At 69.8% G+C, this 22,208-nt stretch carries 20 protein-coding genes; 3 read left to right on the forward strand and 17 right to left on the reverse strand.

Going from position 1 to position 22,208, the window contains the following annotated elements:
- Positions 1–17: 17 nt before the first annotated feature.
- The 4 genes from dnaG to ACOGXI_RS04720 are packed head-to-tail and all read right to left on the reverse strand — an operon-like array spanning position 18 to position 5,460.
- Complete coding sequence (dnaG, locus tag ACOGXI_RS04705) at positions 18–1,823, reverse strand: DNA primase (RefSeq protein WP_419937726.1); 1,806 nt, start codon at positions 1,821–1,823, stop codon at positions 18–20.
- Positions 1,824–1,883: 60 nt separating this feature from the next.
- Positions 1,884–4,280, reverse strand: coding sequence for an endonuclease MutS2 (locus ACOGXI_RS04710; protein ID WP_419937727.1), 2,397 nt, complete (start codon positions 4,278–4,280; stop codon positions 1,884–1,886).
- Between the two features lie 5 nt (positions 4,281–4,285).
- Positions 4,286–4,621: an HIT domain-containing protein gene (locus ACOGXI_RS04715; protein ID WP_419937728.1), complete on the reverse strand. Its 336-nt coding sequence runs from the start codon at positions 4,619–4,621 to the stop codon at positions 4,286–4,288.
- Positions 4,618–5,460 (reverse strand): RsmE family RNA methyltransferase, encoded by an 843-nt coding sequence (locus ACOGXI_RS04720; RefSeq protein WP_419937729.1) that lies wholly within the window; start codon positions 5,458–5,460, stop codon positions 4,618–4,620. The genes ACOGXI_RS04715 and ACOGXI_RS04720 overlap by 4 nt, the downstream gene beginning before the upstream one ends.
- A gap of 197 nt (positions 5,461–5,657) precedes the next feature.
- Between ACOGXI_RS04720 and tkt the strand changes: the two genes are divergently transcribed.
- From tkt to tal, 3 genes are read left to right on the forward strand one after another with little or no spacing between them, the layout of a single operon-like run.
- Positions 5,658–7,718, forward strand: coding sequence for a transketolase (gene tkt, locus ACOGXI_RS04725; protein ID WP_419937730.1), 2,061 nt, complete (start codon positions 5,658–5,660; stop codon positions 7,716–7,718).
- The gene (gene rpiB / locus ACOGXI_RS04730; RefSeq protein WP_419937731.1) at positions 7,715–8,176 is read left to right on the forward strand and encodes a ribose 5-phosphate isomerase B; all 462 of its coding nucleotides are present in this window, start codon (positions 7,715–7,717) and stop codon (positions 8,174–8,176) included. The genes tkt and rpiB overlap by 4 nt, the downstream gene beginning before the upstream one ends.
- A gap of 39 nt (positions 8,177–8,215) precedes the next feature.
- On the forward strand, positions 8,216–9,367 hold the full coding sequence (tal, locus tag ACOGXI_RS04735) for a transaldolase (RefSeq protein WP_419937732.1): 1,152 nt from the start codon (positions 8,216–8,218) through the stop codon (positions 9,365–9,367).
- On the opposite strand, the gene dnaJ is transcribed toward tal, so the two are convergent.
- From dnaJ to ACOGXI_RS04800, 13 genes are all read right to left on the reverse strand, one after another.
- A complete protein-coding gene (dnaJ, locus tag ACOGXI_RS04740) occupies positions 9,357–10,526 on the reverse strand; it encodes a molecular chaperone DnaJ (protein WP_419937733.1) in 1,170 nt (389 codons plus the stop codon). The genes tal and dnaJ overlap by 11 nt on opposite strands.
- Positions 10,523–11,566, reverse strand: coding sequence for a heat-inducible transcriptional repressor HrcA (hrcA, locus tag ACOGXI_RS04745; protein ID WP_419937734.1), 1,044 nt, complete (start codon positions 11,564–11,566; stop codon positions 10,523–10,525). The genes dnaJ and hrcA overlap by 4 nt, the downstream gene beginning before the upstream one ends.
- Positions 11,563–12,717 carry a radical SAM family heme chaperone HemW gene (gene hemW, locus ACOGXI_RS04750; RefSeq protein WP_419937735.1) on the reverse strand — a complete coding sequence of 385 codons (1,155 nt, stop codon included), beginning with the start codon at positions 12,715–12,717 and terminating at the stop codon, positions 11,563–11,565. The genes hrcA and hemW overlap by 4 nt, the downstream gene beginning before the upstream one ends.
- On the reverse strand, positions 12,717–13,931 hold the full coding sequence (dprA, locus tag ACOGXI_RS04755; protein ID WP_419937736.1) for a DNA-processing protein DprA: 1,215 nt from the start codon (positions 13,929–13,931) through the stop codon (positions 12,717–12,719). Before dprA ends, hemW begins: the two co-directional genes overlap by 1 nt.
- Positions 13,928–14,974: a GTPase ObgE gene (gene obgE, locus ACOGXI_RS04760; RefSeq protein ID WP_419937737.1), complete on the reverse strand. Its 1,047-nt coding sequence runs from the start codon at positions 14,972–14,974 to the stop codon at positions 13,928–13,930. Before obgE ends, dprA begins: the two co-directional genes overlap by 4 nt.
- Positions 14,959–15,954, reverse strand: a complete 996-nt coding sequence (locus tag ACOGXI_RS04765) for an asparaginase (protein WP_419937738.1) — start codon at positions 15,952–15,954, stop codon at positions 14,959–14,961. Before ACOGXI_RS04765 ends, obgE begins: the two co-directional genes overlap by 16 nt.
- Positions 15,954–16,643, reverse strand: a complete 690-nt coding sequence (locus ACOGXI_RS04770) for a TIGR04282 family arsenosugar biosynthesis glycosyltransferase (RefSeq protein WP_419937739.1) — start codon at positions 16,641–16,643, stop codon at positions 15,954–15,956. The genes ACOGXI_RS04765 and ACOGXI_RS04770 overlap by 1 nt, the downstream gene beginning before the upstream one ends.
- 31 nt (positions 16,644–16,674) lie before the next feature.
- Positions 16,675–17,121 carry a hypothetical protein gene (locus ACOGXI_RS04775; protein ID WP_419937740.1) on the reverse strand — a complete coding sequence of 149 codons (447 nt, stop codon included), beginning with the start codon at positions 17,119–17,121 and terminating at the stop codon, positions 16,675–16,677.
- A gap of 81 nt (positions 17,122–17,202) precedes the next feature.
- Positions 17,203–18,885 carry a S41 family peptidase gene (locus ACOGXI_RS04780; protein ID WP_419937741.1) on the reverse strand — a complete coding sequence of 561 codons (1,683 nt, stop codon included), beginning with the start codon at positions 18,883–18,885 and terminating at the stop codon, positions 17,203–17,205.
- A gap of 85 nt (positions 18,886–18,970) precedes the next feature.
- On the reverse strand, positions 18,971–19,651 hold the full coding sequence (gene tmk / locus ACOGXI_RS04785) for a dTMP kinase (RefSeq protein ID WP_419937742.1): 681 nt from the start codon (positions 19,649–19,651) through the stop codon (positions 18,971–18,973).
- A gap of 12 nt (positions 19,652–19,663) precedes the next feature.
- A complete protein-coding gene (locus ACOGXI_RS04790) occupies positions 19,664–20,989 on the reverse strand; it encodes an inositol-3-phosphate synthase (RefSeq protein WP_419940158.1) in 1,326 nt (441 codons plus the stop codon).
- Between the two features lie 38 nt (positions 20,990–21,027).
- Positions 21,028–21,684 (reverse strand): CDP-alcohol phosphatidyltransferase family protein, encoded by a 657-nt coding sequence (locus ACOGXI_RS04795; RefSeq protein WP_419937743.1) that lies wholly within the window; start codon positions 21,682–21,684, stop codon positions 21,028–21,030.
- Positions 21,681–22,049 carry a YlbF family regulator gene (locus ACOGXI_RS04800; protein ID WP_419937744.1) on the reverse strand — a complete coding sequence of 123 codons (369 nt, stop codon included), beginning with the start codon at positions 22,047–22,049 and terminating at the stop codon, positions 21,681–21,683. The genes ACOGXI_RS04795 and ACOGXI_RS04800 overlap by 4 nt, the downstream gene beginning before the upstream one ends.
- Between the last annotated feature and the right edge of the window lie 159 nt (positions 22,050–22,208).

Below are 22,208 nucleotides of genomic sequence, written 5' to 3' on the forward strand. Positions count from 1 at the left end.
ACTCTCCCCGGCTGTGGTCACTGCGTGGCCGTAGTCTGCCGGCGTCTCGCTTCGGCTGCCGGCATGAAGGCCCCGGACTCGCCCGCGGCACGAAGTTCGCGCACGAGTTCCTGTTTCTCACCCAACAATCGACGTTGCTGCTCCGGCTCCGCAAGCTCGATCGCGCGACCGATCTCCTCGATCCGTTCACGATGCCGTCGATAGAGGAGACGGCGCACCACGGCATCGAATACCCGAGCGGCGTCCGGCAGCTCCCGGTCGGACTCTCGAAGCGCCTTCGCCAATTCCCCCGCGTCGGCGGAGGCGGACGTCCAATCCGGAGAATCGACGCCCTCGTCCGATGCCGCCGACAGGATCTCGAACAGTTCCCGGCCCCGCGGGTCGGACATGTGATCGGGGGCGAGTCCGACGCGCACGGCCTGCCGCACGAGCCCCGGGTCGCGAACGAGCAGAAGAAGAAAATCGTGCTCCGTCCGCGGGGCCGGAGAGGGTCCGCGACCGGGGCGTACCGCGCGGGCGGCCGGGGAATGGCGGCGAAGCCGCGAACTCTCGAGGCGCGCGACCTCGTCCACGAGCGTCTCGCGCCGGATCCCCAGTCCTTCCACCGCCCGGTCCACGTAGATGTCGCGGAGCGCCGGATCGGAGACCGCCCTCAGCGTGCTGAGCAGGCCGTCCACCGCGCGCCGCCGCCCCTCCACCCGGTCGAGGTATCCCTCGCGGCGAAGGATCTGGAGCTTGCGCTCGAGAAGGTCCACGGCATCGTCGAGGAGGTGCCGGATGGCGGCCGGACCGTCCCGGCGGATGAGGGAATCGGGATCTTCGCCGGAAGGGAGCGACACGACCATCGGGTGGATGCCCGCGGCGAGCAGGATGTCTCCGGTTCTGAACGTCGCGCGCAGCCCGGCGAGGTCGCTGTCGTAGAGCAGGTAGGCCCGTTTCGTGTACCGGCCGATGCGGCGCGCCTGGTCCCCGGTGAAGGACGTCCCCAGCCCGGCGACCGCAAAGCCGAGGCCGGCCCGGTGCAGCGAGATGACGTCGGTAAACCCTTCCGCGATCGCGGCGTGGCCTTCGCGCCGCATGGCGTGCCGGGCCCGGTTGAGTCCGTAGAGTTCCTCCCCCTTGTGGAAGACGGGAGATTCGGGCGAGTTGATGTACTTGGGCGCCTCGGAAGAGGCGTCGAGGATGCGGCCACCGAAGCCGACCGGCCGGTCGCGCAGGTCGTGGATCGTGAACATGAGACGCCCGCGAAAACGATCGTACGGCTCCTCGGCTCTCTCGCTCGTTGCAAGAAGCCCGAGTTCGAGCAGCGTCCGCTCCTCGATCCCGTGTCGAGCCGCGGCGGACCGGAGCGCCCGCCACTCGTCGTCCGCGTAGCCGACCCCGAAGTCGAGCGCCTCCTCCAGCGACAGTCCGCGCCCCTGGAGATAGTCGCGCGCGCCGGCCCCGGCGGGTTCGCGCAGCCGCCCCTGGAACCACTCGGCCGCGAACGCGAGCACTCCGCGCAGCGGCGCGTGCGGATCCTCGCGTCGCTCCTCCCGGTCGGGAACCTCTATCCCGACTCTCGCGCCCACGTGGCGCACCGCCTCCGGGAACTCGAACCCGAGATGCTTCATCATGAAGCCGAAGACGTCCCCGCCCTCCCCGCAGACGAAGCACTTGAAGATCTGGCGCTGCGGGTCGACGGCGAAGTTCGGGCCGTCCCCGCCGTGCAGGGGGCAGGGTCCGCGGTAGCTCTTGCCCGATCGTCGAAGCTGGACGTGCTCTCCCACGATCTCGAGAAGGTCCGCCCGTGCGCGGATGTCCTCGACGAGGCCGTCGCTCACCACGAGCCCACCCCCGAGCCGGAGCGCCCCGTCATCCGATGCACCGCGCGCACCCCGCGTTCAATCGAATTCCACGACTGTGACGCCCGTGCCTCCCTCGTTCGATTCACCGGTCCTGAAGAGCCGGATCCGCGGATCCGCGGCCAGCAATTGTCCGACCCTTTCCCTCAGCGCTCCCGTTCCCTTTCCATGAATGACCCTGAGCCACGGGAGATCGCCGACCACGGCCGCATCGACGGCCGGGTTGAGCGTTCCCTCCACCTCGTCGACGCGCAGGCCCCTGAGATCGATCTCCGTGGCGATGCGGAAATCCGGTCGGCTCGGCGACGATCGGCCGGCCTCGCGGACCCCGGCCGACCGGGACGGACGGGTCGACGAACGCGTCTCCGGTGCAGAATGGGGAGTCAGGTCCCGCAGCGGTACCGTCAGCCGCAATTCGCCCACCTCGATGAGGCCGCGATCCTCCCGAATCTCGACGAGGCGCGCCGGCCGGTCGGACGCGTTCCACCGCACGGCATCGCCGGCTCGCACCGTTGGCGCGGCCGATGGAGGCGTGGACTCGCCCAGCGCGCGAACCGCGCGGGAAGACGCCCGGAGGGCCCGTTCGACTTCCCCCCGCGCGGCCCGCTTCGCCTCCCGTCGGCGCGCCTCATCCCCCGTGGCGAATTCGGCCTCGAGACGGGAGATCGCTGCCTCCACCCGCTCTCGCGCCTCGCGCAGCGCCGCCAGCCGCTCCGCCTCCCGGCTGCGAGCGGCGGCGCGCTCGGAATCGGCCAGCGCGGTCTCCCTGGACGCGAGGTCGCGTTCGCGCTCGGCCGTCTTTCCGGCCCGGCGCTCGAGTTGGGCGCGAAGGTCCTCGACCTCGCCCCGGTCGGCTTCGAGGCGGGCGAGGAGCGTGTCCAGCGAGACGTGCTCCGGCCCGAGTCGGTCGCGCGCATCGGCGAGGACGTCTTCGGGGACCCCGAGCCGCGCCGCGATGATGAGTGCGTAGCTGCGGCCGGGCCGATCCCTTACGAGACGGTACGTGGGCTCGAGCCGGGTTCCATCGAACTCCAGCGAGGCGTTCACGGCCGCGGCCTTTTCGTCGCCGAGGCGTTTGAGGTCGCCGAGGTGCGTCGTGGCCACCGTGAGACGCGCCTGCCGAGCCAGCCGCCCCAGCGACGCCGCCGCAAGCGCGCCCCCCTCGGCCGGGTCCGTGGCGCTGCCGATCTCGTCGAAGAGGACGAGGTCCCGGTCTCCCGCCTCGTCCAGAATCTCGGCCAGGTTACGCGCCTGCGCGCCGAAGGTGGAGAGCGATGCCTCGATCGACTGTTCGTCTCCGATGACCGCGAAGAAGCGACGGAAGAAGGGGATCCGGCTCCCGCCGCCGAGCGGCGGCAGGACCCCGCTCTGCGAGAGCGCGGACAGCAGGCCGAGCGTCTTGAGAAACACCGTCTTTCCCCCCGCGTTCGGGCCCGACACGAGGAGGACGCGCTCTCCCGCCGAGAGATCGAGGTCGAACGGGACCGCTCCGCCCGCATCGAGGGCGAGGAGAGGATGACGGGCGCCACGGATGTGGATCCCTTCGGAGGCCGCCTCGACAAAGGCCGGGGGCGATGCGTCCATCTCGCCGGCGAAGAGGGCGCGGGCGCGCAGCGAATCCAACTCCACGAGGGCGGCATACGAGGTGGCGAGGTCGGGCGCGCGGGCGCGCACGGCAGAGGAAAGGTCCCGCAGAATCCGGTCCACCTCGCGAGCCTCGCGGAGTTCCAGTTCGCGGATCTCGTTCATCGCCTCGATGGCGCGCGACGGCTCGACGAACAGGGTCCGGCGGCTGGCGGACGCGTCGTGTACGAGACCGCCCGCGATCCCCTTTCCCTCGCGGCGTACGGGGATGCAGTAGCGGCCGTTCCGGACGGTCACCGAGCCGTCGGGCACGCGAACGCGTTCGGGAAGCGAGCGGGCGTAGCGCGTGAGTTCGTCGACGAGCCGGCCGCGCCGCGTGGCGAGCGCTCGACGAAGGCGCCGAAGCTCCGGAGAGGCTCCGTCCGCGACCCCGCCCGTCGCATCGAAGGTGCGGGCAATCCGCTTCTCGAGGGCCGCCTCCCCCCACAACCGGCTCACGTGCTCCGCCGGGAGGCCATCCGGATCCAGGCGCGCCTCCAGTCGCCGCACGGCGCGAGCGACAGCCATCACCTGTCCGCACGCGAGCAATTGAGGGGGCTCCAGCGCCGCGTCTTCGATCGCGAGCCGCCGGAGGGCCCCGTCCAGCGGCGCGATCGGGTCCAGCACCCACCCGTCTCCGCTCCCGAGAAGCTCTCGAAGTTCGTGCACCGCCGCGAGCGAGCGGCCGGCGGATGCCGCATCCGGAAGCGGCCGGAGCCCGCGCACGGCCGTGCGACCCGCTTCCGACACGGCGCGTTCGCCGACCGCCGCCAGCACACGGTCGAACTCGATCACCCTGAGCGCGTGATCCACGGCAATTACCCCGGCGGCCAGCCCATGCGGCGACCGCCCAGCACGTGGAAGTGCAGGTGCGGAACCGCCTGGCCGCCGTCTTCGCCGACATTCGTGACGATGCGGTACCCGCCGTCCAGCCCCTCCGAGCCCGCGACGGCCGCGCACGCCAGCAGGAGTTGCGTTCCGAGCGGCCCCTCCGACAGCGCCGCGAGGCTCGACACGTGCGCCCGCGGGACGACGAGCGCGTGCACCGGGGCCTGGGGTTCGAGATCCCGGAACGCGACCCATTCGTTGGTCTCGGCGACCATCTCCGCTCCGATCGCCCCCGACGCGATGCCGCAGAACACGCAATCCGTCATGTCATCCCCTCGTCATCTGCCTCGTTTTCGTCGTCCGCCAGCATGGCCGCCGCCGACGCGACGGCGACCACCGCGGCCGTCTCGAACCTCAGTGTCGCCCGGCTCAGGGAAACGGACTCGAAGCCCGCCTCCGAGCAGCGACGCCGCTCCGAACTCGTCAGGCCTCCCTCCGGCCCGACCGCGACGGTCAGCGGGCGCCCGGCAGGTCTCCCCTCCGATCCGCGGGCGACCGCGCCGCCGCGCAGCGGCCGCCCCACCGCGTCAGCGAGCCACCCGGCTCCCTCCTGGCGCCCATAGCGCCCGAACGCCTCCGCGGGCGTCAGGGGGCCTTCCAGCCGGGGGAGCCAACCGCGGCCCGATTGCTTCAGCGCCGCCCTGGCGCGGCCTTCCGCCCTTCGCAGAAAGCCGTCGGAGCGACCGGCATCGGCCACGGAACGCGACCGCTCCCACTCGATCCACGTTATCGTGGCGGCGCCCAGTTCCACGACCTTCTCCACGAGCCACAGGGAACGATCGCGATTCGCCACGGGGGCCCAGAGGTGCAGCGGGAGCGCGGGCTCCGGCGGGAGGGGAGCGAGCAGCCGACAGCTTGCGCGGCGCCGGTCCAGTGCCGCGAGTTCCGCCTCCCAGCGGCTCCCGGCGCCGTCGATAACCACGAGACGACCGCCGCGCCGGATTCGGGCGGCACGGATATGGCCAACTTCATCGCTCGCGAGGCTGGCCCGCGCGCCGGCTTCCAGGCCCGCAAGGCCATCGGCGAAGAACGTCTGCGGCGACGTTCGCGACGACGTCCGCCACCGTATCGATTCCCTGCCCGCGCCGTCTTCTGGATCGCTCACGAGGCGCAACGTATCCGTCGTCGGCGAGCCATCGCCACCAACGTCGCGCGCTTCGCGACGGAGCCTTTTCCGGCGGCGCCTCGAACCCTTATGTTCGCTGCGCCGAAGCGGCCCGCCCAGCACGAGTTGTCTCGCGCGGCCTCCGGCTTCCCGGCATTGGGCCAGCCAAGGGCGATTCAACTCGCGCGAGGGTGCGATTGAACGAGACAAAGACCGCCGAAGCCGTTTCCGGGTCCGCCGCTCCGAGCGTGGGTCCCTCCGTAGAATCCCGGTCCATCGACACGATCCGCACGCTCGCCATGGACGCGGTCCAGCGAGCCGGCTCCGGACACCCCGGCACCGCGATGGCGCTCGCCCCCGTGGCGTACACCCTGTGGATGCGCCACATGCGGTACAGCCCGCGAGATCCCGCCTGGTTCGATCGGGACCGGTTCGTGCTCTCCGCGGGCCACGCGGCGATTCTCCAGTACGCCGTTCTCCACCTGACCGGGTTCGATCTGCCGCTGGAGGAAATCCGCAATTTCCGGCGCGCGGGGAGTTGCACGGCGGGCCATCCGGAGTACGGCCATGTCGACGGCGTCGAGACGACGACGGGCCCCCTGGGCCAGGGCGTCGCGAACTCGGTGGGGATGGCGATCGCCGAAGCGCACCTCGCGGCGGTGTTCAATCGGCCGGGCCACTCGATCATCGATCACCGGACGTACGTCATCTGCAGCGACGGCGACCTCATGGAAGGCGTCTCGTACGAAGCCGCCTCGCTCGCCGGGCACCTGGGACTCGGCAAGCTCCTCTGGCTCTACGACGACAACAAGATCACGATCGATGGCGACATCGATCTCGCCTTTTCCGAGGATGTGCGCGGGCGATTCGAGTCGTTGGGATGGCATGTGCAGTCCGTCGGAGACGCGAACGACGTGGCGGCGCTCGATGCGGCGATCGAAGGCGCGCGGAGCGTGGATGACCGTCCATCCCTGATCATCGTCCGCTCGCACATCGGCTACGGCGCCCCCAACAAGCAGGACACGGCCACCGCGCACGGCGCGCCGCTGGGCGAGGAGGAGATCCGGCTCACCAAGGAGGTATACGGCTGGCCGGCGGAACCTCCATTCCTCGTGCCGGACGCCGTCCGGAGCCACATGGGTCGGCAGATCGCGCGCGGCGAAGCGCTCGCTGCGGAGTGGGGGGAGCGCTTCGAGCGCTATCGCGCGGCGCACCCGAAGCTGGCTGCGGAACTCGAACGCCGCGTCCGGTCGGATCTGCCGGTGGCGTGGGATGAGGATCTGCCGGATTTCGGCCCGGACGACGACACGATCGCCACCAGGGCCGCCTCCGGCCGGATCCTGAGCGCGCTGGCTCCCCGCCTCCCCGAACTCATCGGCGGGAGCGCCGATCTGTCGGGCTCGAACAATACGTTGATCGACTCGCCGAACTTCTCCAGGGAAGCGCCCGAGGGCCGCAACCTGCGGTGGGGCATCCGCGAACACGCGATGGGCTCCATCGCGAACGGACTTGTCCTCCACGGCGGCATCCGACCGTACATCGCCACGTTCTTCACGTTCACCGACTACGCCCGACCGTCGATGCGGCTCGCCGCCCTGATGGGGCTGCCCAACATCTACGTGATGACGCACGACTCGATCGGCCTGGGGGCCGACGGGCCGACGCACCAGCCGATCGAGCACCTCGCCTCCTTCCGGGCGATGCCGGGCGTCGTCGTGCTGCGGCCCGCCGACCCGGAGGAGACCGTTCAGGCGTGGCGCGTCGCGATCGAGCGCGGCTCCGGGCCCACGATTCTCGTGCTCACGCGCCAGAAGGTCCCCCACCTCGAGCGTGCGGCCGGCGCTGCCCGCGACGGGGTGGACCGCGGCGCCTATGTCCTCAGAGCGGAGCCCGGCCCCCTCGAGGTCGTACTCCTCGGCACCGGTTCGGAACTGCAGGTGGCGGTCGAAGCGGCGGAAGCCCTCGAGGCCCGGGGCGTATCGGCGCGCGTGGTCTCGTTTCCGAGCTGGGAACTCTTCCGGGCGCAGCCGCGGGCATACCGGGAAGAAGTCCTCCCGGCGGGGGTTCCGCGGGTCGCGATCGAAGCCGGGGCCACGCTCGGGTGGACGGAGTGGGTGGGGGCGGACGGCGCCGTGATCGGGATCGACCGCTTCGGCCAGTCCGCGTCGGCGGCCGACAACTTCGCCCGCTTCGGGTTCACGGCGGAGGCCCTCGTCGCGCGAGCCCTGGAGGCGCTGGCCGCGGAGCGCCCGGCGTGAAGCTGGCGCTCGGCGCGGACCACGCGGGCGTCGGCTACAAGGACGCGCTCGCCGCGGAGCTTCGCGAAGCGGGCCACGAAATCGTCGACGTCGGCACGCACGGCACGGATTCCGTCGACTACCCCGACTTCGCCGTCGCCGTCGCCGAGCAGGTGGCTCGCGGCGACGTGGAACGGGGCATCGTCATCTGCGGATCCGCCGTGGGCGTCTGTATCGCCGCAAACAAGGTGCCGGGAGTACGGGCGGGCGTCTGCCACGACACGTATTCGGCGGCGCAGGGGGTCGACCACGACGACATGAACGTCCTCTGCATGGGGGAGCGCGTGATCGGGATCGCCCTCGCACGCGCGATCACGGACGCGTTCCTGAGCGCGGCTTTCTCCGCCGAGCCGAGGCATCGACGCCGGCTCCAGAAGGTCCTGGACATCGAAGCTCGACACCTGAAATCGGACACCTGAAATCGGACATCCGAGACACACGACGGGAGGGGAGAAGAGATGAGCGCGCTGCTTCAACTTCAGGAGCACGGCCAGAGCTATTGGCTCGACAACCTCACGCGCGGGATGCTGGTCGACGGAGAGCTGGCTCGCCGGGTCGAGACCGAAGGGTTGAGAGGGGTCACGTCGAACCCCGCGATTTTCCATAACGCCATCACCCGCGGCGCGCAGTACGACGAAGACATCGCCCGGTTCACCGCCGAGGGGCTCGACGTCGAAGATGTCTATGACCGGCTCACGATCGCCGATGTGCGCGGCGCGTGCGATGTCCTGCGGGGCGTGTGGGAGAGCTCCGGAGGGGTCGACGGATATGTTTCCCTCGAAGTTTCCCCCCACCTGGCGAACGATACGGAGGGCACGGTGCGGGAGGCCCGCCGCCTCCACGATGAGGTGGCGCGCGAGAACGTCCTCATCAAGATCCCCGGGACTCCGGCCGGAGTTCCGGCCATCCGGCAGGCGTTGTTCGAAGGCGTGAACGTGAACGTGACGCTCCTCTTCTCCATCGCGGCATACGAGGCGGTCGCCGAAGCGCACACCGAGGCGCTGGAGCAGCGGCTCGACGCGGGTCGCCCCGTCGACGATGTCGCCTCGGTGGCCAGCTTCTTCGTGAGCCGGATCGACGCGCTGACCGACCGGAAGCTCGGCGAGCTGGCCGATGCCCCGGAGGGCGACCCCCCTCGCTGCGAGGCCCTGCTCGGCAAGGCGGCGATCGCCAACGCGAAACTCGCGTACGTCGGCTTCCAGCGACGGCTCGCCACGGACCGCTGGGCCCGTCTCGCAGGGCGCGGCGCCCGTCCGCAACGCATGCTGTGGGCGAGCACGAGCACGAAGAACCCCGCGTATTCCGACGTCAGGTACGTCGAGCCGCTCATCGGCGACCTGACTGTCAACACGCTGCCGGAGAAGACGATCGACGCCTTCCGGAACCACGGGCGCGCAGCCCGCACGCTGACGGAGGGTGTCGACGAAGCCCGGCGCACGATGGCGGAGTTGGCTGCCGTCGGGATCGAGTTGGACGCGGTCACGGGCCAGCTGCTGGCGGAGGGCGTCGAGAAGTTCGCCGTCCCCTTCGATCGGCTTCTCGCGAGCCTCGAGGAACGGATGGCGCGGCAGCCCGCCGCGGCCGTCGCGTCGGCGGCCGCTACGCGGTAAACGCCGCCCTTACTCGCTCCCAGAAGCTCGGATCCTCGCCGCGGCGCGGCTCGGGCGGCGCATCTTCGACCTCCCGCAGCGACTCCAGGATCTCGCGCTGGCGCCGGGACAGTTCGCTCGGCGTCCATGTGTGTACCCGCACCAGCTGGTCCCCGTGCCCGGCGGCCCGCAACCGCGGCATCCCCTGCCCACGAAGTCTCAGGATCTGCCCCGCCTGGATTCCCGCGGGCACCTTGAGCCGGGCCTGTCCGAGGATCGTCGGAACGTCGAGTTCGTCGCCCAGCGCCGCCTGGGAGAACGTGACGGGCAGATCGAGAACGAGGTCATCGCCCCTGCGCTCGAAGCGGTCGTGCGGCTCGACCTCCACTTGCACGATGAGGTCCCCCGGCGGCCCGCCGCGCGGACCCGCATTCCCGCGCCCGCGCAGCTTCAGGTAGTCGTCGGACGAAATACCGGCGGGAATCTCGATGTCGACGGAGCGGTCGACCCGCACATGCCCGGTTCGCCCGCAGTCGCGGCACTCGTCCGCGATCCAGGTGCCCTCCCCGCCGCAGGCGGAACAAGGGCGCACCGAGACGAACTGTCCCAGCATCGAGCGCTGGACCATGCGAATCTCGCCCGCCCCCTGGCACGTCCCGCACGTTGAAGCCGTGCTTCCCGGTTCGGCGCCCGTCGCATCGCAGCGCTCGCACGCATCCAGACCAGAGACGCGGAGCGAGCGCCGGGCCCCCTCCGCCGCCTCTTCCAGCGTGATCGTGACGGAGATCTTGAGGGTCGAGCCGCGCCGCGGCTGGTTCGGGGATCGCGCATCCGCGAACAGGTCGCCGAAGCCGCCGCCTCCGAAGCCGCCCCCCCCGAACTCCCGCATGAACACGTCGAACGCGTCCGAGAAGTCGTTGAACCCGGAGAACGGCGCCTCGCCTCCGCCGCCGCGCCGCACGCCGGCCTCGCCGTATTGGTCGTACAGCTTGCGCTTCCCCGGGTCGCGGAGCACTTCCCACGCCTCCGTCACCTCCTTGAACCGTTCCTCCGCGTCGGATGCGGAATTGCGGTCCGGATGGTACTCCATGGCGAGGCGTCGGTACGCCTTCTTCAACCCGTCCGCGTCGACATCGCGGGAGACGCCGAGCAGCTCGTAGTAGTCGCGGTGTCCGCTCACGGCGTCAGCCGCGTGAGAAGATCGGAGGTCCAGTCGACGATGGAGACGACCTTGTCGTACGGCATGCGCGTGGGCCCGATCACGCCGACCGTGCCCTGCAGGCTGCCGACGACATAGTTGGCCGTGACGATGGTCAGGTCATCGAGCTCGGGCTGGCCGTGCTCGGCTCCGATCGTGACATGCGGACCGTCCGAGCCGCCGCGGTCCCCGAGCACGGAGGCGAGCAGCTCCCGGCGCTCCGTGAGGAGCAGGAGATCGCGCAGGCGCTGGCTCGTCGTAAACTCCGGCTGCTCGGTCAGCGCCGCGGCGCTCCCGAGGTGGATCTCACGCTCGCGGCGGGCCCAATCGAAGATGTCAGGACCGCTGTGCACGAAGATGTTCATCAGTTCCTGGGCGCCGCGGTTGTTGAAACTCAGGTCGCCCAGCCGCTCGTGCAGCGTCGCCTGGATCTCGGAGATGGCGCTGCCCGCCAACCGCTCGTTCAGCGCCCGCGACACCGCCTGGAGCGTCTCCCGCGGCACCCGGGTCGTCACGTCCACGTACACGGTGCGAACCACGCCGGACTCGATCGTGAACACCAGGAGCACCTTCTCGCTCGAAAGCGGCACGAGTTCAAGCCGCTCCAGCGTGGCCGTGGCGAGCGTCGGACCCACCGCGAGGCCGAGTTCTCCCGTAAGCAGGCTGAGGACACGCGCCGCCTTGCCCACGAGATCCTCCACACCGCCCGTGTCGGCGTCCGCGAGTTCGCGTTCGATCGTCGCCCGGTCCCGCTGCCGGATGCTGCCCCAGCGCATGAGCGCGTCGACGTAGTACCGGTAGGCGAGGTCCGTGGGAAGCCGTCCGGCGGAAGTGTAGGGGTGGGTCAGCAGGCCCTTCCTCTCGAGGTCCGCCATCGTGTTGCGAATCGTCGCAGGCGACACGCCGAGCGCGTACTCCTTCCCGATCCGTCGCGAGCCGGCCGGGGCCGCCGTGCGGATGAAGGAGTCGATGACCGCCGCGAGGACGGCCCGTTCGCGCTCTGTCAGTGTTGGCAGGGTCATGCTCTCTCGGCCCCGGCGAGTTCGGCGGCGATCGTGTCCAGGCGGAGCCAGCCTTCGATCGTCGCCATCCAGCGTCCGTTCCGCTTCTCCATCCACCCGGCGTCGGCCCAGTCGTCGAAGCCGAGTCCGCCCGACGAGATCTCGCGCACGGAATCGGGCGTCAATCCGCGATTCGTACGAAGGTCCAGCCAGATCCGTTCCAGTTCCTCCTCTTCCGGCCCCACGCGTTCCCAGCCTTCGAGCGGGCCGCGGCCCTCCTGCAGCGCGCGTTCATACCGGTCCCAGCGGAAGACGTTCCAACTGCGGATCGGCGGGAGGAATCCATGCGCGGACGGGCCGAGGGCAAGATACGACGTTCGGTTCCAGTACGACCAGTTGTGGCGGCACTGCTCTCCCGGCCGGGCGAAGTTGGACACCTCGTACTGCTCATACCCGGCCGCACGCAGGTCGCGCGAAAGGAGTCGGTACTCGCTCGCGTAGCGCTCCTCATCCGGCGCCCCCACCCGGCCCAGGCGGATCCATTCGGCCAACGGCGTGCGAGGTTCCACGGTCAGGCCGTAGAGACTCAGGTGAGACACGTCGAGCGTGGCGACGGCTTCCACCTCCGCCTCCAGGTCTCGCGTCACTTCCGGGGGGAGACCGAAGATGAGGTCCACGCTCACGCGTTCGAATCCGGCGTCGCTCGCCTCCGCGACGGCTTCCGTGGCCCGGCGCCGGTCGTGAAGCCGGCCCAGCCACGTCAGAACCGCATCGTCCAGGGCCTGCACGCCGAGACTCAGGCGGTTCACGCCGGTCGCCCGCCAGCTTGAACCGAGGCGCGCATCGAAGGACGCGGGGTTCGCCTCGGCCGTCCATTCCGTGTGCGCGGGGTCGATGCGGAACCAGGCGGAGATTCGCGAGGCCAACTCTTCCATCCCGGCGGCCCCCATCAGCGAAGGCGTTCCGCCTCCGACAAAGATCGTGTCGAGTGTGTCCCCCGGATCCCATCCGTTGCGCTCGAACCACCAGGCGAGTTCGACCTCGATCGCGGCCAGCCAGCGGGACACCGGCGGGGCGGACGCGCGCTGGACGGAGAAATCGCAGTAGTGACAGCGATGCGCGCAGAATGGAAAGTGCACGTACAGGGAGCGTGGCGGGCGCCGGCCGGACATCAGCGGCCGCCCCGCCGCCGGACGGCGGCGAAGTTCCCTCCCGGCCGGCGCTCGACCCAGCCTTCGAGTTCCAGCTGTCCCAGTCCGCCAAGCACCTTAGCGACGGGCATCTCGAGGCCGACGGCCAGTTCATCCGGCGAGCGCGGTCCCCGAGACAGCGCTCCGAGCAGGCGCCGGTCGCCGGAGGGCCCGTCGACCGCCGGGGCGGAGCCTTCTCCCGATTGCGGCGATTGCGGAAATTCCGGCGATTGCGGCTCGAGGCACAGCCAGCCCAGGGCGTCGAACACGTCCTGCACCCCGGCCACGAGCCCGGCGCCCTGACGGAGGAGGCGAAGGCACCCGGCCGCGCCCGGATCATCGATCCGCCCGGGCACCGCGAGCACCTCACGCCCCAGGTCCAGCGCATGGTCCGCCGTGTTCAGGGCACCGCTCCTTCCACCCGCCTCCACGACGATGACGCCCCGGGCGAGGGCGGCGATCACCCGGTTGCGGCGCGGGAACGCCGAACGCGTCGGGGGCGTCCGCGGCTCGAACTCGCTCAGCAGGATGCCGTGCGAACGCATCCTCCGGTACAGGTCGCGGTTCTCCGGCGGATATTCGCGATCGTGCCCGGTCCCGAGAACCCCGATGGTCGGCCCCCCGGCGTCGAGGGCGCCGGCGTGCGCCGCGGCATCGATGCCGCGCGCCATGCCGCTTACGACCGTCCAGCCCCAGCGTCCGAGTTCCCTTCCCAGGGTGTATGCCGTACGCAGCCCGTAGGACGAAGCCGACCGCGTGCCGACGACCGCGATCGTCCGCTCGGAATCCGGCACCCCGGCGCCACGCTGGAAGAGCACGGGGGGCGGATCGAGGAGATCGCGCAGCCCCGCGGGATATGCGGCCTCCCCACAGCCGGTGTATCCCGCCACGCAGAGCCCTTTCGCCCGCGCTTCGCGCAGGAGCGACCGCGCCCCCCCCTCGCCGGCAGGGCCGAGGGCTCCGGCCGTTCTCGCGACGGGAATCCGCCCGCCCCCGCGGAGCGCGCGCAGCTGGTCCGGCGAGAGGCGGCGCAGCGCCTCGAGCGCCTTCGACGCGCCGCCATGGCGGTCGACCAGACGCCGGACGCGACGCAGCCCGATGCCGGGGGCGCGGGCCAGGACGACGAGCGCCGCCAGTTCCCCATCCATCGCGCGCTCCGCCACCGAACGCTGCCCCGCCGAACGCTTCTCCGTCACGGACGCCACGCTTCGCTGCTCTCGAACGGGTCCGCTTCGGTCTCCTCCGCCGCGACCTCCTTCTCCCTCTTCACGCGCGCCCAGAGACCCTCGAGCGCGCCATCGATGCCGGATCCCGTCACGGCCGAGATCGTGAACTGGCCCCAGCTCCCGGGAGCATCGACCGACACCGGCGGTTGCGGCGCGCCGGGACTCAAATCGGCTTTCGTCAGGAGCACGCAGTGCGAGATGCCGGCCAGCGCCGCGTCATGCGCCCGCAGTTCCTCGCGCAGCAGATCGTACGTCGCCTGCGGATCTTCGTCGTCCAGCGGCACGAGGAGGGCGAGGGTGCGCGTCCGTTCGATGTGCCGCAGGAACTGCGTGCCCAGACCGCGCCCCTCGTGTGCTCCTTCGATGATGCCCGGGATGTCCGCCATCACGAACGAGCGACTCCCGCTCAGGCCCACGACCCCCAGGTTGGGCGTCAGCGTGGAGAAGGGGTACTCCGCGATCCGGGGCTTCGCCGCCGTGACGCGGGCGAGGAGCGTGGACTTCCCCGCGTTGGGCTCCCCTACCAGACCCACGTCGGCGATGAGCTTGAGTTCGAGTTCGACGTGCCGCTCCTCCCCCCACTCCCCCGGTTCCCATTCGCGCGGCGTCTGTCGGGTGGGCGAAGCGAAGCTCGCGTTGCCCCGTCCCCCCCGGCCGCCGCGGGCCACGACGAGTTCATCTCCCTCATCGAGCAGTTCACCGATCCGCTCTCCCGTCTCCACATCGCGCACGAGCGTCCCGAGAGGTACCGGCAGCCGAAGGTCTTCTCCCGAGGCGCCATCCCGGTTCTTCCCCTCCCCGTGACCGGCGCGGCCGGCCTTGTAGTGCTCGCGGTACGAGTAGTCGAGCAACGTGTCGAGTCGGCCATCGGCAACGAGGACGACGCCGCCGCCGTTTCCGCCCCGACCGCCGGCGGGCCCTCCCCGGGGCACCCCCCTCTCGCGCCGGAAGGCGACGGCGCCCGCGCCGCCCGCCCCTCCCGTGACGTGTATTCTCGCTACGTCGACGAACAAGATTCCCCCTCCACCGACAGCACCCCGACCTCGTTCCCGCATGTGTTCCGGACCACCGGGCGAGCGAAACCCTCCAGGTGGACGATCTCCTCGGGCGCCAGCAACGACAGCGTCGCCAGCGCGTGCACGACCGCCGGCCCGAGCGGCCGCGTGGCCCCATCCAGCACCTTGAAGGCCGCGCCCCACGCCCCCTCCGCGCTCGCGAGGCAGAAAACTCCCTCCGCCCCTTCCTTGGCGAGGATCCGACCCGAACTCGCCCGCATCAGGTTCGCCGAGAGCGCCGTGGGACCCGACACCAATGTCGGATGCGTCGTCATCGCGGTCACAACGGACCGCACGGCCGCCTCCGGCGAGGCGCCGACCTCCGCGAACACCCGCGCCATGTCCCGCAGGGTAAGGGCAGGGGTCGGCAGGCCGCAGCCATCCGTCCCCCAGGGCAGGCGTTCGCAATCTTCGCCCAGCCACGCCGAGAGTTCGCGGCGGACCGCGCGCTGCAGCGGGTGCTCCGGTTCCTGGTAGCCCGCCACGGGCCAGCCGCGCGCGACACAGAACGCCAGCAGCGCCGCATGCTGACCCGAACAGTTGTTGTGGATCCTCCCCGGCAGGCGCCCCGCCCGATCCATCCCTCGGGCCGCCCCGTCGTCGAACGGCCGATGCGGCCCGCACGCGAACATCTCCGGCGTCAACTCCGCCGCATCGATCACCGACTGCACGATCGCCAGGTGCCGCGGAGTGCCATGATGGGAGGCGCACGCCAGCGCGAGCGCCTCCGCCCCGAGCCCGAGACGCTCGAACACGCCGTCTCTCACCGCCGGAAGGATCTGGACCGGCTTCATCGACGAACGCCAGAAGGCCGTCAATCGGGGATCGCCGAAGGCGTGACGGCGGCCGGAGGACCCGGTTTCGCGGACGATGCCGTACACGAGATGCGACGATTCCGGCGTCCCGGACCGATCCACCGTGACACGGATCGGTTCCATCACCGCGCCCCTCCGGCCGTCGGCGGCGCGACCCGGGCCCAGGCTCCGGCCGTCGCGCTCCCTTCGGTCAAATCGTCGGCCATGCGGGCCAGGTCGGCCGGACGGTCCACATCGTACCACGGCGGCAACTGCACACAATCGAGCCGCAGCGACGCGGCGCGCGCGCGCGTCCAGGCGAACAGCCCGGACGTCGACCACGGGGCTCCGGCGAAGAGACCACCGGCTCGCGGCCAGGCCGACTCGTGCAGGCCGACCGCGTAGTATCCGCCATCGAGGCTCGGGCCAAGGGCCAGCGGGCTATCCGCCAGGGACTCGAAAGCCCGCACGACGAAATCGGCCGGGAGCGTCGGATGGTCGCTGCCGAGCGCGACCGCGCGATCCGCGCCCTCGTTGAAGACGCAGGCGAACGCCATCTCGAGCCGGTCACCGAGCGAACCTCCGGACTGCAGCCGGATGCGAGCCGCGGGGTACCGGGAACTCAGCCGCTCCAGAGCCCCCGGACGATCGGGGACCCACAACTCCACGGCCACCCCGTCCGGCGCGAGCTTCATGGCGTCATCGAGGAACGCCTCGTACAGGACGGCGCTCCCCTCTCCCGTCAGCTCGGGATGGAGGCGCGTCTTGACGTAGCCCGGCTCGGGCAGGCGGCCGAAGACGAGGAGTCTTCGACGCGAACGCTCTCGGTTCAAGGCGGGGTTCAGGCGCGCACCGACCCGCCGTTTAGCGGGTGTTGACCTCGATCACTCCGCCCTCGGCGCCCGGCCTCTGGTAGCGGACCGGAACCATGCTCTGGTGATACAGCCGGATCGACACGATCTCCTCCGCGGGGATCCGCCGCAGCGTGGTGACCGCGTCGTTCAGGTTGAAATCGCCATCCACGACCAGCAGCGGCACGTAGTAGTCCTGCGTCTGCCGCCCGAACAGATTGGAGCTGTCGTTGCCTCCCCGGAAGCCGATCCGGTCTTCGAAGATGATGAGTTCCCGGTGATGGGTGAGCGCCTCGTAGGCCGAGCGATACCCGGCGTCGCGGATCTCGCTGCCGGTGATGATGAGCCGGCTGTACGTGCCGGGGCGAGGGTTGCTGGCGCACGCCGCTACCGCCATCAGAGCCGCCATAAGAGCCATCGTGGTTGCCATCACGGCCGACCGTCGCGTGCGCTGTCTCATAACTCGTCTCCTCCCATCCTGAATCTCCCGCCGGCGCGATGCCCTGTCCTCGGCGCCGACACGAGGTGTTTCGCGGAACGCCTAGCGATCCCCGTCGGACTCCCCGCTCTCCGCGTCCGCGCCGTCCGCACCATCCGCCCCATCCGCGCCCCGCTCCTCGGCGACGCGCGCCGCAACCGTGAGCAGCGCATCCGGCGAATCCGCCTGCATCAGGAGGTCCATTGCGACCTGTATCTGCGCATCACGGACGACCCGGCTGCGGAGCTGGGGTACCTCCCCGAACTCCGCGCCGGCCAGCTCATCCGCGATGAGCCAGTCGACATAGGTTTGCGACTGGTCGAAGAGTTCCCTCTCGATCTCGGCCCCCGCGGCCACGAGCGCCGTCCAGACTTCCTCCCGCATCCCCTGCGTGACGGAGAACCCTTCGTCGAAATCGTAGTCGTTCGAGTACTCGACCGCCCACCGGAAGACGACGTTCCGCGGGATCGCCCCGGAGCGCGTCGCGAGACGCCGCAGTTCCTGTTCCTCGGTCGAAAGCGTATCGCGGTAGACGACCAGGTCCGGCGTAATCCCGCCGCCTCCGTACACCGTCCGGCCGCCCGTCGTGCTGAACTCCTCCCGGTCTCCCGGCTCCGACCGCGCCGCGACCGGTTCCCCGGAAATCGCCACGGCGCTCGCGGCCAGGTCGCGGAGCGCGCTCTCGCGGTCGAAGTCCTTCGTGATGGAGCGGCCGGCCGGCGTGTACCAGCGGGCCGTCGTGACCTTCATGCTGTTGTTCCCGGAGAGCCGGTACAGCGTCTGCACGGATCCCTTGCCGAACGTCGTCGTGCCGACGACGACGGCGCGGTCGTGGTCCTGGAGCGCGCCGGCCACGATCTCGGACGCGCTCGCGCTGAGGCCATCCACGACGACGACGAGGGGAATGTCGGCGTAGCGGTCCTCGGAGGAGGCGCGGAACAGGTAGTTCTGCTCGTCCAGCCGGGACCGAGTTTCCACCACGGACTTGCCACGTTCCAGGAAGAGATCCGTGACATCGATTCCCGCCGGCAGCAGGCCGCCGGGGTTCCGCCGCAGGTCCAGGATCAGTCCGCCGGCCCCTTCCTCGACGAGGCGGTCCAGCGTCGCGACCAGTTCCTCCTTCGCCTCGCGGCTGAAGCCGCGCAGCGTCACGTAGCCGACATCGCCGTCCAGGACGAAGCCCTGCGCCTGCGCCACCTGGATGACGTCGCGCACGATACGAATCGCAAGCGGCCGGTCCACGCCGACTCTCGCGATCGTGATGTCGACCGGCGCCCCCCTCTCACCCCGCAGGGTGTCCACGGCTTTGTCCACCGACCACCCCTCGGCGGATTCGCCCTCGACCTCGATGATGCGGTCGCCGACCTCGAGTCCCTCGCGGACGGCCGGCGAGTTCGGGAGCACCTGAACGACGGTGATCCAGTCGTCCTTCACGTCGATGCGGACGCCGAGTCCACCGTAGTTGCCCGTCGTGGTGAAACGAAGATCCTCGGAATCCCGGGGTTCGAGGAACGTGGTGTACGGGTCGCCCAGATTATCCAGCATCCCGTCGATCGCCATGCGATACAACTCGTCGGACGAGATCTCGTCGACGAATTGGGCGGAGATCAGGCGGTGGATCTCATCCAGGAGCCGGCGGCTTTCTCCGCCGCTCGCGTCCCCGCTCTGATTTATGAGCCAGCCGCCGGTCGCAAGGGCGATGGCGCCGACCAGCACTCCCGTCGTCCAGGATCGCTGCATTCTCATGCATCCTCCGTGGTGGCAAGCCCGTATCGCGCCGGGCTCCGTTCGAGCGGCACGCCGCCGCTACCGTCAATGTCACACCGCACCGTCAAAGAGGAAAGTTCGCCGCTGCGAAGCGGTCCGGGGACCTCTCCTCCAGCAGCGCCAGAATCCGGGCTTCCACCTCATCCGGCGTCCCGGAGCCGTCGACGAGCACGATCCTCTCGTCTTCGGCCGCCAGTTCTCGATACCCTTCCCGCACGCGCTCGCGGAACGATCGCTTCTCGAGTTCGATGCGGTCCGGAGCGGGCCCGAAGAAGGCCAACTGGCCGGGGTCGTCCTCGTCCTGCCATTGGCGACCCAGGCCCACCTTCACGGGTACGTCGAGCACAAGGTAAAGATCCGGAAGGAGGCCACCCGTCGCGGCGCGGGTGACCCGCTCGATCGTCTTCGCGTCGACTCCGCGCGCCCACCCCTGGTAGACCCGCGTGGACAGCTCGAAGCGGTCGCAGAGGACGACCTCGCCACGCTCCAGCGCGGGCCGGATCACCTCCTCGACATGAGCGCGGCGGGACGCCGAAAACAGGAGCAACTCGGCAATCCCGTCGAGCCGCAACTCCGGCCGGTCGAGGAGCACGCTCCGAATCGCCTCCGCCGCCGCCGTGCCGCCGGGTTCCCGCGTCACCGTGTGCGGCGCGCCGCACGCGGACAGCCGCTCGGCCAGCCGGCCGATCTGGAGCGATTTTCCCGCCCCCTCCGGTCCCTCGAATACGAGGAAGCAGCCGTTCATTCAGCCCTTCATTCAGTCGTAGTACTCCACGCCGAGGTGGGTGATCTGCTCCTCCCCCATCAGCCAGCGCAACGTGTTCTTGAGTTTCCAGTGCTGGATGAAGATGTCGTGTTCCGGATACAGGTCCGGAGCGGTCTGCGGCGCCTTGAAGTAGAAGGACAGCCATTCCTGGACCCCCGACAGTTCGGAGCGCGCCGCGAGGTCGAGAAAGAGCGCCAGATCCAACACAATGGGGGCGGCCAGAATGGAGTCGCGGCACAGAAAGTCGATCTTGATCTGCATGCCGTACCCCATCCAGCCGAATATGTCGAGATTGTCCCAGCCTTCCTTGTTGTCGCCCCGGGGCGGATAGTAGTTGATGCGGACCTTGTGATACATGTCCCCATAGAGGTCCGGGTACATGTCCGGCTGCAGGATATATTCGAGCGCCCCGAGTTTCGACTCTTCCTTCGTCTTGAAACTCTCCGGGTCGTCGAGCACCTCGCCGTCCCGGTTGCCGAGGATGTTCGTCGAGAACCAGCCGTTGAGGCCGAGCATGCGCGCCTTGAGGCCGGGAGCCAGAATCGTCTTCATCAGCGTCTGGCCGGTCTTGAAGTCCTTGCCCGCGATCGCGACGCCCCGTTCGGCGGCGAGCGCGAGCAGCGCGGGGATGTCGCAGGTCAGGTTCGGCGCCCCGTTCGCGAACGGCACCCCCTCCATGAGCGCGGCCCACGCATAGAGCATCGAAGGCGCGATGTCGGGGTGGTTCTCCTCCATCGCGCGCTCGAAGGAGGCCACGCTGTCGTGCGCCGGACTCGCCTTCATGAAGATTTCGGTCGAAGCCGCCCACACCATCACGAGACGGTCGCAGCCGTTCTCCGCCTTGAACCGGCGGATGTCCTCGCGGAGTTGCTCGGCAAGCTCCCGCTTGTTCGCGCCCGTCTTCACGTTCGAGCCGTCGAGCTTCTTCACGTAGGCGCGGTCGAAGGCGGCCGGCATCGGCTCGATTCCGCGCATGAAGTCCGCGAGCGGATCGACATCCTCGGGCCGGAGGACGCCGCATACCTTGGCGGACTTGTAGGCGTTGTCGGGAATCGGATCCCACGCGCCGAAGACGAGATCGTCGAGTCCGGCCAGCGGCACGAAGTCGCGGATGAGCGGGGTTCGGTTCTCCGTTCGCTTCCCGAGCCGGATCGTGTTCATCTGCGTGAGCGATCCGATGGGCCGGTTCCGCCCCCGGCGCGCCGCCTCCACGCCCGCGATAAAGGTGGTCGAGACCGCCCCGAGCCCTACGAGGAGAACGCCGAGCGTTCCTTCGGCGGGGGCAATGGTTGCAGGTGATCTATCCGAATCCACGATGCCGGTTCACTCCGTGTCTGGTTCAGTTCGTGTCTGGTTCAGTTCGACTGCCGGGGCGGCTCGCCGTCGGGCCGCGTATTCCGGTACACCCACCAGATCCGCTGGAAGGCGGTCAGGTTGGTGAGGATCGCGAGCACGATGATCACGACCCTGAGGACGAGACCCTGGTGCCCGAACATGGTCGTCTCGCCGAAGATGAGCGCCGCGAAGCCGATCAGGATGACCCGTTCCGGCCGCTGCATGAGCCCGACGTGGCAGGCGATGCCGAGCGCCTCGGCCCGGGCGCGGGTGTAGCTGATCATCAGCGAGCCGGCCAGCGCGAGCACGATCCAGTAGATCATCCCCACGTCGCCCAGTTCGAGACGGTAGTCGTTGTACAGGGAGAGGAGTCCCAGGTAGACGACGATCTCGGACAGCCGGTCGAGGGTGGAGTCGTAGAAGGCCCCGAAGGACGAGGCCAGACCCGTGCGGCGCGCGACCGTGCCGTCGAAGAGGTCGAACACGCCGCCGAGGAGGACGAGGAAGCCGGCCGTGCTCACATGGTGCTGATGAAAGAAGTAGCCGGAACTGCAGGTGATGATGAAACCGAGCGTGCTGATGACGTTGGGGTGGACGCGGCGTCGCGTGAGCCACGCCATGGCCGGCTCGAAGATCGCGCGCAGCGCGCGTTCCCCCAGGTCGCGAGCCGCTCTCATGTCGGGAGGATGATCCTGCTTTCCTCGCCCTTCCGGACCCCCTCCCCGATCGCCCGGTCCACCCGCTCCATGAGCTTCTCGAAGTTCGCCTGGGAGGAGACGAGGGCCTGGTAGCGGGTGTTCGTCTGGATCTTCTCCTGCAGTTCGGCGAACTCCCGTTCCTGCTCCTCGCTCGGCTGCTCGCCGCGGCCGACTTCTTCCATGAGCGTGCTCTGCAGGTCGCGCATCCGGTTGAGCAGTTCCGTCGCGTCACGGTCCTCGTCGATCTCGCGGCGGGCCGCGCGCAGGTAGGCGTATTCGGGCAACTGGGAGATGATGCGCCCCACCTCCTGCGCCTTCTCCAGCATGCGGTCTCGTTCGTCCATGTCTCCGGCTCGAAACGGAAGTCGGGAAGCACCCCGGGCCGACGCGTCGGGCCGGCGGCGGGCGGAGGCTCGAATCGTCCGCGCCTTGACCGCTCGCCATCCGCGGGCCGAGGCCGATGATTCGACGCCCGAGTATAACCCGGCCCCGACCCCCACGCG

Source organism: Candidatus Palauibacter sp. (assembly GCF_965208055.1).
Lineage (GTDB): Bacteria > Gemmatimonadota > Gemmatimonadetes > Palauibacterales > Palauibacteraceae > Palauibacter.

Coding starts and splice junctions, on each gene's coding strand:
- hemW (WP_419937735.1), bottom strand. CDS start 12,717: ATGTCCGGCCGGCGCCCGCCACGCTCCCTGTACGTGCACTTTCCATTC.
- tmk (WP_419937742.1), bottom strand. CDS start 19,651: ATGAACGGCTGCTTCCTCGTATTCGAGGGACCGGAGGGGGCGGGAAAA.
- ACOGXI_RS04795 (WP_419937743.1), bottom strand. CDS start 21,684: ATGAGAGCGGCTCGCGACCTGGGGGAACGCGCGCTGCGCGCGATCTTC.
- tal (WP_419937732.1), top strand. CDS start 8,216: ATGAGCGCGCTGCTTCAACTTCAGGAGCACGGCCAGAGCTATTGGCTC.
- hrcA (WP_419937734.1), bottom strand. CDS start 11,566: ATGACCCTGCCAACACTGACAGAGCGCGAACGGGCCGTCCTCGCGGCG.
- ACOGXI_RS04775 (WP_419937740.1), bottom strand. CDS start 17,121: ATGAGACAGCGCACGCGACGGTCGGCCGTGATGGCAACCACGATGGCT.
- ACOGXI_RS04800 (WP_419937744.1), bottom strand. CDS start 22,049: ATGGACGAACGAGACCGCATGCTGGAGAAGGCGCAGGAGGTGGGGCGC.
- ACOGXI_RS04715 (WP_419937728.1), bottom strand. CDS start 4,621: ATGACGGATTGCGTGTTCTGCGGCATCGCGTCGGGGGCGATCGGAGCG.
- ACOGXI_RS04765 (WP_419937738.1), bottom strand. CDS start 15,954: ATGGAACCGATCCGTGTCACGGTGGATCGGTCCGGGACGCCGGAATCG.
- ACOGXI_RS04780 (WP_419937741.1), bottom strand. CDS start 18,885: ATGAGAATGCAGCGATCCTGGACGACGGGAGTGCTGGTCGGCGCCATC.